Below are 15,448 nucleotides of genomic sequence, written 5' to 3' on the forward strand. Positions count from 1 at the left end.
AGTATGGAAACTTTTTTAGGAATTGATTATCCTACTTTATGGTATTTAGTAATCGGATTATTATTTTCAGGTTATGCGATATTAGAAGGTTTTGATTTTGGAGCAGGGGCCTGGCATTTATTTTTTAGAAAAGATTTAAGCCGAAGAATCGCAATAAACGCAATTGCTCCCGTTTGGGATGCCAATCAGGTTTGGCTAATTATTGGTGGTGGAGCATTATTTGCTGGATTTCCAATAATGTATGCCACCATGCTATCGGCGATGTATGTTCCGTTTATGCTTTTTTTAATGCTAAATGTACTTCGGGCTGCAGCCATTAAATTTAGAAGTGTCGAAGAAATGAAGTGGTGGAGAAACAGTTGGGATATCATCTACAGTGTTTCAAGTATTCTGATTGCTTTTTTACTGGGAGTTGTTTTAGGTAATATTTTGCAAGGTTTCGCTTTAGGCCCAAATTTTAGTTACCAAGGCGGTGTGTTTTTTTCTTTTTTAAATCCATACGCTATAATGGTTGGATTAACTACTCTTTCTATTTTCATGACACAGGGCGCTATCTATCTTTTATTGAAAACAGAAGGGCGATTACATGCTAGGCTGACATTCTTGCTAAAAAAAGGAATGATATTTTTCATCATCAGCTTCGGAATTACAACGCTTTATACTTTAGTTTTTATTCCTGAAGTTACTGCCAATTTCAGGGCTAATCCCGTTTATTTTGTTGTTCCTGTCATCTCTTTTTTGGCTGTAGCCAATGTTCCTAGATTAGTTTCAAAAAAACAATACATGCTGGCATTGATATTTTCGTCATTAACAATGGCCTTTTTGTTGATTCTTGTTGCTTTGCAATTATATCCCACCCTACTAATCTCTACAATTGACCCAAAATTTAGTGTGACAATTTACAATGCAGCTTCTTCTCAAAAATCATTAGGAATCATGTTAACTATTGTTGCCATTGGTGCACCATTATTAGCCGCTTATTTTTTCTTTTTGTACAGAACATTCAATGGAAAAGTAAAACTTGATGATACCAGCTACTAATTTAACCTATTTTTAAAATCAAAAAATGAAATACATTTACATATTACTAATTCTATTTAGTGCAACTTTCCTTTGGTCAATTATAAATCCGAAAGAAGGCTTTACTTGTTTCCTAGAAATTATTCCCGCATTAATTGGGCTTTTGATATTAGCATTGACATTTAAAAAATTTCGATTTACCGATTTCACTTATACTTTGATTCTAATTCATTGTATTATTCTCTTCATAGGAGGACATTACACCTATGCCGAAGTTCCATTTTTTGATTATATCAAAGAGATCTTTCATCAAAGCCGGAATAATTATGATAAGGTTGGTCATTTTGCACAAGGTTTTGTTCCTGCAATGATTATTCGAGAATTATTTATCCGAAAAAAAGTAATTGCAAACCAAAGCTTTTTCAATTTTATTATAGTTTCCATTTGTTTGGCAATTAGTGCAGCCTACGAATGGATTGAATGGTTTGTTTCTATCGCTACCGGAGATGGTGGAGATGCTTTTTTAGGAACACAAGGATATGTTTGGGATACACAATCGGATATGTTGTTTGCAACTATTGGAGCTATAGCTGCTTTAACATTATTTTCAAAAGTACAAGACAAGCAACTTATAAAAATGTAATTTTAATTATAGTTCATAAAAAAAAGCATCATTATGCTCTTCATAATGGTGCTTTTTTATATCCCTAAATAAGCTTTTGCCTGTTTCACCAAGTCTTCTGTTAATTCATTCCAATAATTTTTTTAGAATTAAATGTGTTAATCAGCAAAGAATTGTTATTTATTTCCTTGAAATTCAATGGTCTTGCTTCATTGCTTTCAGTACTTTCAATGATCATTTCAAGTTCGGTAATTTCATCTTCTAATGTTCTTTCGCCATAAAGAGGGCAAGTTTCATTTGAAACAGTATTCTCAATAATTAAATCAGATTGAGCGATTATTTCTTTCATTGATTCTTCATAGGCTATAAACGCCAAATCATCTGAATTTGTATTCTCAATGATATTGTCCCCTTCAGCTATAGCTTCTTTCACTGTTTTGCGATTAAAAGCAATAACCGTTTCTGGGTTAAACACTTCTGCATCTCCGCTTAATGAAGGTTTGGTTATTTTTACTCTCTCAGTTGATACTATCCCTTCATTTTCTTTTGCCAAAACGTCTTCTTTAAATGAATTAACTGGTCTGTCAACGGTATTTGTTGCATTACAAACATTAGTTAATGACACTAATGTTATTCCTAAAATTAAAAGTGAATTTTTCATGATTGATTTGATTGATTTGATTGATTTGATTGTTTTTTTTTAATGGGACATCACATTTGATAATGTCCCATTAATTTTTTTTTAATTTTGTTTCAAAATTTGAATAGCTTCATTTGCATTTGATAATTCAGCATATTTCAAAGCAGTAAATCCATTTTCATCTTTTTCGTTAAGACGAGCTCCTTTTGAAAGTAAAAATTTAATTATTTCGGTTTTGTTGTAACGAGCTGCAATCATTAATGGACTTAAGCCGTCAGAATTTTCGTTTACATCTGCACCGTATTCAATAAATTTTTTCACAGTCTCGAAATCCCCTTTTCTAATAGCCACGCTTAAAGGCGTCATTGTTCCGCTAAATTCGATTTTGTTTTTGATTTCAGAAAATGAATTTCCATTTGATGCTAAAGAAACATTTGCAAAAGCTACTAAAGCTACTCCTAAATAAACGATTGATTTTTTCATAATAATTGATTTTTTTGATTGATGATTGATTTTTGGCTTATTAAACTTGATTCATATAATAATATCCTATACAAATATATGTCTTAAAAAAGGTATTGTGTATCACATAGTACTTAATTTTAACTTTTTATTAACTTATGCGGTGTTTTTATTGGAAAAATAAATGCTGTACTATTTAAATGAAGTACCATAATAACCTGTTTTATAATAACTTGATATTCAATAGACTTTATTTTTTTTATAATGTTACTGCAATTAATAAAAATTTAACATTGGCACAAAACATCTTAGTTTTTGATACTTTTTTTTTGCATTAGATTACATGAACCATTATATTAGAAATTAATTAATAAAAAAAACTGCTTCAAATTTTGAAGCAGTTTCTATAGATATTAAAAAATAAATAGCTTTACACTATTTTCCCTTGTACAATTTCATCTACGATTTCAGGATTTAGTAATGTTGTTATATCACCAAAATTAGAATAATCGCCTTCGGCAATTTTACGCAAAATACGTCGCATAATTTTTCCTGATCTAGTTTTTGGTAAACCGTTTACAAATTGAATTTTGTCAAGCTTAGCAATTGGTCCAATGTGATCAGACACATGTTGATTAATCTCTTTAATCAAATTGTCTCTATCTCTATACTCTCCAGATTCTTTCAATATTACATAACCATACAATGCATTTCCTTTAATATCATGTGGGAAGCCAACAATTGCAGACTCAGCAACAGCTGGGTGTTCATTAATAGCATCTTCAATAGGTGCTGTTCCTAAATTATGTCCAGAAACAATCACTACATCATCCACACGTCCTGTGATTCTGTAATAACCTACTTCATCACGTAAAGCACCATCTCCAGTAAAATATTTACCTGGAAAAGTAGAGAAATAAGTGTCTTTATATCTTTGATGATCTCCCCAAATAGTTCTTGCAATACCTGGCCATGGAAATTTGATACACAAACTACCATCCACTTGATTTCCTTCAATTTCATTGCGCTTCTCATCCATTAAAACTGGCTGAATACCAGGCAAAGGCAATGTAGCATATGTTGGTTTTGTTGGTGTAGTAAATGCCAATGGTGCAATCATAATACCACCAGTTTCAGTTTGCCACCAAGTATCTACAACAGGGCAACGCTTCCCTCCTACGTGATCATTAAACCAGTGCCAAGCTTCCTCATTAATAGGTTCTCCTACAGAACCAATAACTTTCAGTGATTTTAAAGGAAATTTTTGAACATAAGATAAGTTCTCTTTCGCCAAAGCACGAATGGCTGTTGGTGCAGTATAGAATTGAGTAACCTTATGCTTCTCGATTGTTTCCCAAAAACGACTAAAATCAGGATAAGAAGGAATTCCTTCAAAAATTACAGTAGTAGCTCCATTCAATAATGGTCCATATAATATATAAGAGTGACCAGTAATCCAACCTATATCAGCAGTACACCAAAAAATATCATTCTCTTCGTAGTTGAATACATTCTTAAATGTATAGGCTGTATAAACCATATAACCAGCCGTAGTATGCACCATTCCTTTTGGTTTCCCTGTAGATCCCGAAGTATATAATATGAATAAAGGATCTTCGGCATCCATAATTTCGGCAACACTATTATTTATTGCTTTGTCAAGTAACGGTGCCAACCATTGGTCACGACCTGCTTTCATTTTGATTTCGGCATTGGTTCTTTTGGCTACCAAAACTGAAGTAACAGTTGGACAATTTACTAAAGCATCATCAATTATTCCTTTCAAATCAATGGTTTTATTTCCACGATATCCACCATCAGAAGTAATAACCATTTTACATTCACTGTCATTTATTCTTGAAGCCACAGCAGACGCTGAAAAACCAGCAAAAATAACAGAATGTATCGCTCCAATTCTGGCACAAGCCAAAACTGAAACTGCCAATTCAGGTATCATTGGTAAATAAATACAAACACGGTCTCCTTTGCTAATACCTTGTTCTCTTAAAACATTGGCCATTTTTGAAACTCGTTCGTATAATTCGTTATAACTTATGTGTAATGCTTCTTCAGAAGGGTCGTTAGGTTCAAAAATAATAGCTGTTTTTTCACCTTTTTTTGCCAAGTGTCTATCGATACAGTTCTTTGTAATATTAACTTTTGCATCAACAAACCATTTTACTTCGGCATCCGCCATATTAAAATCGACAACTTTGTCCCAGTATTGATACCATGTGAAGTTTTCTTCGGCAATTTTTCCCCAGAATTTTCTAGGTTCACGTATTGATTTATTATAATGTTTAAAGTACTGTTCTAAACTGTCAATTTTAAAATAACTCATCTTTTTTAATTTTTGTATAAAAGTATTAAATCTGTTCGGTTTTCAAAACTATTAATTTGTAAAATGTTTTAAAAAAATAATAAAAAACGGCACTTCTTCAAAATTTTATGAATTTTTAATAACATTTTAGTTTTATCTGCGTATTTAAAGCAAGAAAAGGACATAATAGAAAACTAAAATGCCCTTTTATTAACAATATTTAACAACAATTATATTCTTTCTTTTAAATCAAAAGAATCTTTTTACAAAATAATAAACTAGGGATTACTTCACTTAACTTACAGCTCGTATGAAGTTAAGTGAATGTAAAAGCATAAAATATCATCAATTGTCCAATAAGTGCTTACTAATTCAAAATATTTAAACCTATTTGATATTATGCAAATCCCAGCACACCCTCATGTGTGGTAATCCTAATTTTTATTTTATTTATCCAATTTTTTTCATTGCAGTCATAGATTCTCTCAACCAAGCTCCAACTTCTTCAATTGGATGTTGACGAATGCTTTTATTAACCGCAATAAGAACAGCATTATCTACACCATTAGTAGTAGAAAAAGGTTTTCCAATAATATTGGTTTCAACTGTTTTCATGAATTCAGTCAATAATGGTTTACAAGCGTGATCAAATAAATAACAACCATATTCTGCTGTATCCGAAATAACACGATTCATTTCAAATAATTTTTTTCTTGCAACCGTATTTGCAATCAATGGCAATTCATGTAAAGATTCATAGTATGCCGATTCTTCAATAATACCAGCTTCCGTCATAGTTTCAAAAGCCAATTCAACACCCGCTTTTACCATTGCAATCATCAATACACCATTATCAAAATATTCCTGCTCAGAAATTTCGGCAGTTGTTGGCGCTGTTTTCTCAAAATTAGTCTCTCCAGTAGCAGCTCTCCAAGTCAATAAGTTAACATCATCATTTGCCCAGTCAATCATCATGTTTCTAGAAAACTCTCCAGACATAATATCATCTTGGTGTTTTTGAAATAATGGACGCATGATATCTTTTAATTCATCTGCTAATTCATAAGCTTCTATTTTTGCAGGATTAGAAAGACGATCCATCATATTAGTGATTCCTCCATGTTTCAACGCTTCGGTGATAGTCTCCCATCCGTATTGGATTAATTTTGAAGCATATCCTGGCTCGATTCCTTTTTCAACCATTTTATCAAAACATAAAATAGATCCAGTTTGCAATAATCCACAAAGGATAGTTTGCTCACCCATTAGATCTGATTTTACCTCTGCAACGAAAGAAGATCTCAAAACCCCAGCTCTATGACCACCAGTTGCTACAGCATAAGCTTTAGCTTGCTCTAATCCTTCTCCATTTGGATCATTTTCTGGGTGAACTGCAATAAGAGTTGGCACACCAAAACCTCTTTTATATTCTTCACGAACTTCAGATCCTGGACATTTAGGAGCACACATAATAACAGTTAAATCTTTACGGATTTGCATTCCTTCTTCAACGATATTAAACCCATGAGAATAAGCCAAAGTAGCTCCTTGTTTCATCAATGGCATGATTGCTGTAACTACAGCTGTGTGTTGTTTATCTGGTGTAAGGTTACACACTAGATCAGCCGTTGGAATTAATTCTTCATAAGTACCCACTTTGAAACCATTATCAGTAGCATTTTTAAAAGAAGCTCTTTTTTCAGCGATAGCGTCAGCACGCAATGCATAAGAAATATCTAAGCCCGAATCTCTCATGTTTAAACCTTGGTTCAAACCTTGGGCTCCACAACCGACAATGACTACTTTTTTTCCTGCTAATGCCTCTATGCCATTTTCAAATTCTGATTGATCCATGAATTCGCAAACTCCTAATTGTTGTAATTGTAATCTAAGTGGTAATGAATTGAAATAATTTGCCATTTTTTTTTAATATTTAATGAATGTAAAATTTAATAATTGAAAATTGTAATCTGTAAAAATTCTTTATGTCTGCTACAGATTTAGTTTATTTTAATGCTTCTAATAATGTTGATATTTCCATTTTTTCTTTCGAAATTGATATTCTTCCCGAACGAACAAATTGCATAATTCCAAAAGGTTTTAGTTTTGCGTATAATTCCTCAATTTCTGATCGTTTACCCGATTTTGAAATCACAAAAAAATCTCTTGATACCGTAACAATTTCAGATTTACTGTCTTTTATGATGTTCTGAATTTGTCTTTCGTCAAAAAGCAAACTGGATTCTATTTTGAAAATTGCACTTTCCAAAAAGATAGTTTCTTCATCGATATGATAAAATGCCTTAATAACTTCAATTTGTTTTTCTATTTGGCCTACAATGTTTTGCACCCATTTTTCTGTTGTATTTACAACAATTACAAATCTCGAAACATTCTCAATTTCAGATTCGGAAACATTTAGACTCAATATGTTGATGTGGCGTTTCAAGAATATACCCGATATTCTATTTAGCAAGCCAACATTATTTTCTGAATAAACAGAAATGGTGAACATTTTATTTTCCATTTTTTTTTGTTTAAAGTTTTTTTTGTTTAAAGTTTAAAGTTGATAATCGCTATTGAATTACTTCTGTTGCATTTATTAAACAACTTTAAACCTTAAACTTTAAACTATTTTAATTCAACCTTATGTCAGAAACTGAAGCTCCTGTTGGGATCATCGGAAATACGTTATTTTCTTTCTCAACCATTACTTCCAAGAAATAAGATTCTTTAGAAGCCATCATTTCAGCTACTGCAGCGTCCAAATCTTCTCGTTTGGTTACTTTTTTGGATTTGATATAATACCCCTCAGCAATTGCAATAAAATTTGGGTTTATCATTTTGGTAGATGCATATCTATTATCAAAAAACAGTTCTTGCCATTGACGTACCATTCCTAAAAACTCATTGTTCAATACCACAATTTTAACAGGAACCTTAGTTTGAAAAATAGTACCCAACTCTTGAATTGTCATTTGAAAACCGCCATCACCAATAATTGCGACCACTTCTCGATCCGGCATTCCCATTTTTGCACCAATAGCTGCTGGTAAAGCAAATCCCATCGTTCCTAAACCTCCTGAGGTAATATTACTTTTAGATTTATTGAATTTAGAATAACGACAAGTAAACATTTGGTGTTGCCCCACATCCGAAACCATAATGGCATCACCATTAGAGTGTTTATTAATCATTTCTATAGTTTCTCCCATAGAAATGCCACGATTATTTGAAGGTGCCAATTCTTCATTGATAACTGATTCCAGTTCTATTTTATACTTTTCCTTGAACTCGTTATGCCAAGCATCATGAGATTTACTTTCAACAAGAGGAATCAAAGCGTTCAATGCTTCTTTCACATCTGCTAATACAGCTACTGTTGTTTTTACATTTTTATCTACTTCAGCAGGATCAATTTCAAAGTGAATTACTTTGGCTTGTTTGGCATAAGTAGCCAGATTTCCTGTCACGCGGTCATCAAAACGCATTCCCAATGCGATTAATACATCGCATTCATTAGTTAAGATATTTGGACCGTAATTTCCATGCATACCTAACATCCCTACATTCAAAGGATGGTCTGTTGGCAAAGCAGAAAGACCTAAAATTGTCCAAGCTGCTGGAATACCTGTTTTTTCAATCAATGCTTTTAATTGTTCTTCAGCTTCACCTAAAATAATTCCTTGACCAAAAATGATATATGGTTTTTTGGCATTGTTTATTAAATCCGCAGCTTCTTTAACTTTTTCAAGATTTAAAGTAGGTCTTGGTGTATAGCTTCTAATGCTAGTACATTTTTCATAACTAAAATCCAATTCGTCAAATTGAGCATTTTTTGTAATGTCTATCAATACTGGTCCTGGACGTCCTGATCTTGCAATAAAAAAAGCTTTTGCAATAATTTCTGGAATTTCATGCGCTTCGGTAATTTGATAATTCCATTTGGTAACTGGTGTAGATATTCCTATAATGTCTGTTTCTTGAAAAGCATCCGATCCCAATAAATGTTTACCTACTTGACCCGTGATACATACCATTGGAGTAGAATCTATTTGAGCATCTGCTATTCCAGTAACTAAATTAGTTGCTCCGGGTCCAGAAGTAGCAATTGCAACTCCAACTTTTCCTGTAGCTCTTGCAAATCCTTGTGCAGCATGCGTTGCACCTTGTTCATGACGCACCAAAACGTGATGCAATTGATCTTGAAATTTATATAATTCGTCATATACAGGCATTATCGCTCCTCCAGGATAACCATAAACTAGGTCAACTCCTTCGGCTAATAAGCATCTTATAACGGCTTCTGCTCCTGATATTTTCATTTTATTTATATTTTTTACCTATAAATCTTTATAATTTTAGACTTAGAGGCTTGTTAGTTTTTATTAAATTATTTGTCGGTAACACATCCCTCAGAGGCACTGGAGACCGAACGCATATATTTAAGCAAAACTCCTTGTTTGATTGGTGATTCTGGTCGTTTCCAATTGGCTTTACGTTTAGCCATTTCTTCGTCAGAAATTTTCATATTAATGGTATTATTTACCGCATCAATTATAATAACGTCACCATTTTCTATCAATGCAATTCCACCACCTTCATACGCTTCTGGAGTGACGTGTCCGACGACAAATCCGTGAGAACCTCCAGAGAAACGTCCGTCAGTAATCAAAGCAACCGAATTTCCTAAACCAGCTCCCATAATTGCAGATGTTGGTTTTAGCATTTCAGACATACCAGGACCTCCTTTTGGACCACAGTAACGAATAATGACCACATTACCTGGCTTCACTTCACCTGCTTGTATTCCTCTAATTACATCTTTTTCACCTTCAAAAACTACTGCAGTTCCTTCAAAAAACTCTCCTTCTTTACCGCTGATTTTAGCAACACAACCTTCTGTTGCTAAGTTTCCGTACAAAATCTGAATATTACCAGTCGCTTTTAATGCTTTTTGGATTTCATGAATTACTTCTTGACCATCATGTAAATCAGGAACTGAAGCTAAATTCTCTGCAATTGTTTTTCCTGTTACTGTCAAACAATCACCGTGTAACAGACCTTCTTTCAATAAATATTTCATTACTGCTGGAACACCACCTACATTATGCAAATCTTCCATTAAATATTTACCGCTTGGTTTCAAATCGGCCAATAATGGTGTTTTATCACTGATATCTTGGAAATCTTTCAACGTCAATTCAATACCTACAGCATGTGCCATTGCAATTAAGTGCATTACTGCATTTGTAGAACCTCCTAAAACAGCTACCATCGTAATTGCATTTTCAAATGCTTTACGAGTCATGATGTCTCTAGGTTTAATATCTTTTTCTAATAATATTCTGATTGCTTTACCAGCATCAACACATTCTTGTTTCTTTTCCGGACTCAAAGCTGGATTAGAAGAACTGTAAGGCAAACTCATCCCTAATGCTTCAATAGCAGATGACATTGTGTTAGCAGTATACATTCCACCACATGCACCTGCACCTGGACAAGCATTTTGAATTACTCCTTTAAAATCTTCTGGTGTAATAGTGTTCTTAATTTTTTTACCTAAAGCTTCAAAAGCAGAAACAATATTCAAATCTTCACCTTTCCATTTTCCTGGGTGAATAGATCCTCCATAAACCATAATAGAAGGGCGATTTACTCTACCCATAGCCATTAAAGCTCCCGGCATATTTTTATCACAACCTGGAACAGCAATTAAACCGTCATACCACTGGGCACCCATAACTGTTTCGATAGAATCAGCAATTACATCACGAGAAACCAATGAAAAACGCATTCCATCATTACCATTAGATATACCATCACTTACACCAATAGTATTAAAAATCAATCCAACTAAATCTTCTTTCCAGACGCCAGTCTTAATATCTTTAGCCAAGTCATTTAAGTGCATGTTACAAGGATTTCCGTCGTAACCCATACTCACAATTCCTACTTGCGCTTTTTTAAGATCCTCTTCAGTTAAGCCAATTCCGTAGAACATAGCTTGAGAAGCTGGTTGTGTTTCGTCTTGCGTGATTGTTTTGCTGTATTTATTTAATTCCATTCTATTATTAATTTGTGTATTTTAAATTTTATCTAAAAAAAAACCTCCCAAAATTATGGGAGGTTTTAAATATGTTTTCACTTATATTTATACCAATCCCTTTTCATATGTGATAATCACAATGACACTTAGAACTAAAAGGACGTTGGTAATGCGTTTCATTTTCTTAAATTTTTAACCCTGCAAAAGTATAAAAAACAAATCCAATAAAAAAACATTTTATCAACAAACTAAGAGTTTTTAGTGATATAATTCAATATTTTATGATATTTATTAACTAAACGATAGTTGATTGCCCAATTTGAACATTATCGTTTTTGAAATACAAATCATCTTTACTTAATATGACATTCGAAATAAAATCTCCAACATCATTAGTTCCAAATCTTGAACCGGGGTTCAAATCAATGGTAACCACCTTATATTCAATAGCTTTCTCTACAGCTTCATATACTTTTTTTGCTTCTTTTTCTAATCCAAAGTGTTCTAACAACATGGCTGCAGATAAAATAGAAGCAATTGGATTAGCTATATTTTTTCCTTTCGCTTGTGGATAAGAACCGTGAATAGGTTCAAAAAGGGCTTTATTATTACCAACAGATGCCGATGCCATCAAACCTATAGATCCCATAATAGCACAAGCTTCATCCGACAGAATATCACCAAATAGATTTTCAGTTAAGATTACGTCATATTGTTTAGGATCCGTAATTATTTGCATAGCGACATTATCAATGTATTGACATACTAATGTTACATCTGGATATTGAAGTGCAATATTTTTAACAATTTTTCTCCACAATCTAGAAGTCTCCAATACATTAGCTTTATCCACTAATGTTACTTTTTTTCTTCTTTCTTGCGCTGCTTTGAATGCTTGATGTGTAATACGATTAATTTCATTTTCAGAATATTCACAAATATCTGATGCGAAAGTTCCTTCTTCATTAATTACTTTCTCACCATAATAAGAACCTCCGGTCAATTCTCTAAAAATTACAAAATCTACATTTTCGATAACCTCTTTTTTTATAGGAGATGCATCCAATAGATTTTTAAAAGGCTTAATCGGTCTAATATTAGCATAAAGTCCTAACTCTTTTCTAAGCTTTAACAAACCTTGTTCTGGACGAACTTTTGATTCCGGATTATTATCATATTTTGGATTTCCAATAGCTCCAAACAATACTGCATCTGTATTCAAGCAAAGATTCAGCGTTTGTTCCGGTAATGGATTTCTTGTTTTTTCGATGGCAGTTGCGCCTATTAATGCATCCTCAAAAATAAACTCATGATTATAGGCAACACTAATAGCGTACAATGCTTTTTTAGCTTGCAAAATAACCTCTGGTCCAATTCCATCTCCTGCAAGTACAGCTATTTTTAAGTTCATAATTATTTATTTTTTAGAAGTGATTTTTTCTATTAATAGTTATTGACGTATATTTTACTTGCTTCAATAATTTGATGAATATCTTCATCCAAAACTTCTTTTTTGATATCGGCGAATTTTAAAAACTCAACATAAACGATATCCAATTGCACTTTGGTAAGTTCGTAACCTACTTTTTTGGCTCTGTAAGCCAAAGCCGCTCTACCACTTCTTGCTGTTAGAATAATTGACGACTCATTGACACCAACATCCAAAGGATCCATAATTTCGTAAGTTGCTCTGTTTTTAATTACTCCATCTTGGTGAATTCCTGAGCTGTGTGCAAAAGCATTGGCACCAACAATAGCTTTGTTTGGCTGTACAATCATTCCCATGCTTTCAGAAACCAATCGACTCATTTCGTTCAATTGTTTGCTGTCAATATCAGTATATAAGTTTAAGTATGGATGTTGTTTGAAAATCATAACCACTTCCTCAAGTGCTGTATTTCCTGCTCTCTCCCCTATTCCGTTAATTGTACATTCTATTTGACGAGCTCCATTTACAGCTCCTGCGATTGAGTTGGCAGTTGCCATTCCTAAATCATTGTGGCAATGACAGGAAAGGATAACATTCTCAATACCTTTTACATTTTCTCTTAGGTATTTTATTTTTGCACCGTATTCTTCTGGCAAACAATATCCAGTTGTATCCGGTATATTAAGAACTGTAGCACCCGATTTGATTACTTCTTCACAAACTCTTGCCAAGAATGCATTTTCAGTTCTACCGGCATCTTCAGCATAAAATTCAACATCTTCAACATAAGATTTAGCATGCGCAACTGCACGTTTTGCTCTTGTTATCACATCCTCACGAGTTGTCTGCAATTTGTGGATGATATGAGAATCAGAAGTTCCGATTCCTGTATGTATTCTAGGTCTAACTGCATGTTTCAATGCCGCTGCAGCAACATCAATGTCATTTTCTACAGCTCTCGTAAGACCACAAACAGTTGCATTTTTAACAATTTTACATATTTCAGAAACAGATAAAAAATCACCTGGACTAGAAACAGGAAAACCAGCTTCAATTATATCTACCCCCATTTCATCAAGGCGGTTAGCTATAACGAGTTTTTGGTTGGTGTCTAATTTACATCCTGGGACTTGTTCTCCGTCTCTTAAAGTGGTATCAAAAATTTGGACTTTCTCTCTATTCATTTTAATTTATTTAATGTAATTTCACATCTTAAAACAAAAATAGTTTTCATTTATATAGAACTAAACCTGTTTTTGAATAAATATACTACTTATAAAGTAAAAAATAACATCTCAATAACCTGCTAATCAATAAGTTAAATACTTTTATAATACAATGGCTAACCATCAAAAAGATTTTTTATTTGTATTAATAAAATCCCTTTCCAAATCTGAAAAAAGACAATTTAAGATATTTGCAAGTCGGCTTGAAACAAGTTCCAATACCAAGTTCATCGAACTTTTTAATATTTTGGATAAATCAGAAGTGTATGATGAAAAACTGATCTTAAAGAATGGCTTGATTAAAAAAGTACAATTATCCAACCTAAAATCATATTTGTACAAGCAAATATTAGTGAGCATTCGCTTGAATATTCCAAGTCAGAACATTCGTTACCAACTAAGAGAACAAATTGATTTTGCTGCAATTCTCTATAACAAAGGACTTTACAAGCAAAGTCTAAAAATATTGGATAAAACCAAACAACAAGCCATAGAAAATGATGAAAAATACATGGCTTTTGAAATTGTTGAGTTTGAAAAACTGATCGAATCACAATACATCACGCGAAGTATTCAAGGCCGAGCTGATGAACTAGTTATTCAGGCCAAAGAATTGAATTATCGCAACACTATTTCGAGCAAATTATCCAATTTGTCGCTTCAATTGTATGGTATTATGCTAAAAACCGGATTTGTCAAAAGCGATGAGGAATACAAATACATCGATGATTATTTCAATAAACATATCGCTCACTTAGATCAATCTAAATTTGAGTTTAGAGAGAAATATTGGTTTTACAATGCCAATCTATGGAGAAGCTTTTTGGTGCAAGATTTTCTTTCTTGTTATAAATATGCCTATAAATGGGTAACGCTTTTTTATGACAATAAAAATATGATTTTTCTAAATCCTGTTTTCTTCCTAAAAGGAAATCATTATTTATTGGAGTCTTTATTCATGCTCAAATACAAATCAAATTTCAAAAAATATTTAGAATTACTGGAAGAAACAATCAATGACCCTCGTTTTCCCGTAAACGATAACATCGCTTCACTGTCCTTTCTTTATTTGTATAACAACAAATTAAATTATCATATTCTCGAAGGCACTTTTGATGAAAGCGAATATTTGGTTCCTGTTATTTTAAATAAAATGAAAGTTCACAGCGAACACTTGGATGAGCACCATGAGATGATGTTCTATTACAAGATTGCCTGTATTTACTTCGGAAATGAAAAGTACCAAGAGTGTATCGTCTATCTTGAGAAAATCATCAACAACAAAAACCTCACGATGAGGGAAGATTTGATGTGTTTTGCAAGGATTTTATGCTTGATTGCACATTATGAACTAGGCAGGGATTATTATTTGGAGAATCAGCTTAAAAACACCTATAAATTTTTACTTAAAATGAATGATTTGCACGAAGTGCAAAAAGAGATTATTCGTTTTCTAAAGAATTTAAGCAATTTGTATCCAAGCGATATCAAAAAAGAGTTCATCAAAATGAGAGAACGTTTTATTGAATTGGAAAAAAACACTTATGAAAAAAGAGCCTTCCTATACCTTGATATTATTTCTTGGCTGGAAAGTAAAATTGAAAATCGAAAAATAAGCGATATCATAAAAGAAAAAGCGAAGTTAATTAATCGCTAATTTTCAATACATTCTTAAACAGA

12 protein-coding genes are annotated in these 15,448 nt (G+C 32.8%); 3 read left to right on the forward strand and 9 right to left on the reverse strand.

What is annotated here, in order from left to right; all coding sequences use genetic code 11:
- Positions 1–3: 3 nt before the first annotated feature.
- Both cydB and HQN62_RS12245 read left to right on the forward strand, forming a co-directional pair.
- Entirely contained in the window at positions 4–1,041 is a 1,038-nt protein-coding gene (cydB, locus tag HQN62_RS12240) for a cytochrome d ubiquinol oxidase subunit II (protein ID WP_173504561.1), read from the forward strand.
- Between the two features lie 25 nt (positions 1,042–1,066).
- The gene (locus HQN62_RS12245; RefSeq protein ID WP_173504562.1) at positions 1,067–1,663 is read left to right on the forward strand and encodes a DUF2238 domain-containing protein; all 597 of its coding nucleotides are present in this window, start codon (positions 1,067–1,069) and stop codon (positions 1,661–1,663) included.
- A 100-nt stretch (positions 1,664–1,763) separates the two neighbouring features.
- Here HQN62_RS12245 and HQN62_RS12250 read toward each other — a convergent pair whose 3' ends face one another.
- The 9 genes from HQN62_RS12250 to HQN62_RS12290 all read right to left on the reverse strand — a co-directional run bounded on the left by HQN62_RS12250 (position 1,764) and on the right by HQN62_RS12290 (position 13,726).
- Positions 1,764–2,303: a hypothetical protein gene (locus HQN62_RS12250; protein WP_173504563.1), complete on the reverse strand. Its 540-nt coding sequence runs from the start codon at positions 2,301–2,303 to the stop codon at positions 1,764–1,766.
- Positions 2,304–2,384: 81 nt separating this feature from the next.
- Complete coding sequence (locus tag HQN62_RS12255) at positions 2,385–2,765, reverse strand: ankyrin repeat domain-containing protein (RefSeq protein WP_116798078.1); 381 nt, start codon at positions 2,763–2,765, stop codon at positions 2,385–2,387.
- Between the two features lie 409 nt (positions 2,766–3,174).
- Complete coding sequence (acs, locus tag HQN62_RS12260) at positions 3,175–5,085, reverse strand: acetate--CoA ligase (protein ID WP_116798077.1); 1,911 nt, start codon at positions 5,083–5,085, stop codon at positions 3,175–3,177.
- 429 nt (positions 5,086–5,514) lie between these two features.
- Positions 5,515–6,984, reverse strand: coding sequence for a ketol-acid reductoisomerase (ilvC, locus tag HQN62_RS12265; RefSeq protein WP_173504564.1), 1,470 nt, complete (start codon positions 6,982–6,984; stop codon positions 5,515–5,517).
- Positions 6,985–7,069: 85 nt separating this feature from the next.
- Positions 7,070–7,591: an acetolactate synthase small subunit gene (gene ilvN / locus HQN62_RS12270; protein ID WP_077378789.1), complete on the reverse strand. Its 522-nt coding sequence runs from the start codon at positions 7,589–7,591 to the stop codon at positions 7,070–7,072.
- A gap of 109 nt (positions 7,592–7,700) precedes the next feature.
- Positions 7,701–9,389, reverse strand: a complete 1,689-nt coding sequence (gene ilvB / locus HQN62_RS12275) for a biosynthetic-type acetolactate synthase large subunit (protein ID WP_173504565.1) — start codon at positions 9,387–9,389, stop codon at positions 7,701–7,703.
- Between the two features lie 68 nt (positions 9,390–9,457).
- The gene (gene ilvD, locus HQN62_RS12280) at positions 9,458–11,131 is read right to left on the reverse strand and encodes a dihydroxy-acid dehydratase (RefSeq protein ID WP_173504566.1); all 1,674 of its coding nucleotides are present in this window, start codon (positions 11,129–11,131) and stop codon (positions 9,458–9,460) included.
- Positions 11,132–11,408: 277 nt separating this feature from the next.
- Positions 11,409–12,524, reverse strand: coding sequence for a 3-isopropylmalate dehydrogenase (gene leuB, locus HQN62_RS12285; RefSeq protein ID WP_173504567.1), 1,116 nt, complete (start codon positions 12,522–12,524; stop codon positions 11,409–11,411).
- Between the two features lie 32 nt (positions 12,525–12,556).
- Positions 12,557–13,726, reverse strand: coding sequence for a 2-isopropylmalate synthase (locus tag HQN62_RS12290; protein WP_173504568.1), 1,170 nt, complete (start codon positions 13,724–13,726; stop codon positions 12,557–12,559).
- Positions 13,727–13,880: 154 nt separating this feature from the next.
- On the opposite strand from HQN62_RS12290, the gene HQN62_RS12295 reads away from it, so the two are divergent.
- A complete protein-coding gene (locus HQN62_RS12295) occupies positions 13,881–15,425 on the forward strand; it encodes a hypothetical protein (RefSeq protein ID WP_173504569.1) in 1,545 nt (514 codons plus the stop codon).
- Positions 15,426–15,448 lie beyond the last annotated feature (23 nt).

The sequence above is a fragment of the Flavobacterium sp. M31R6 genome (assembly GCF_013284035.1).
Taxonomy (GTDB): domain Bacteria; phylum Bacteroidota; class Bacteroidia; order Flavobacteriales; family Flavobacteriaceae; genus Flavobacterium.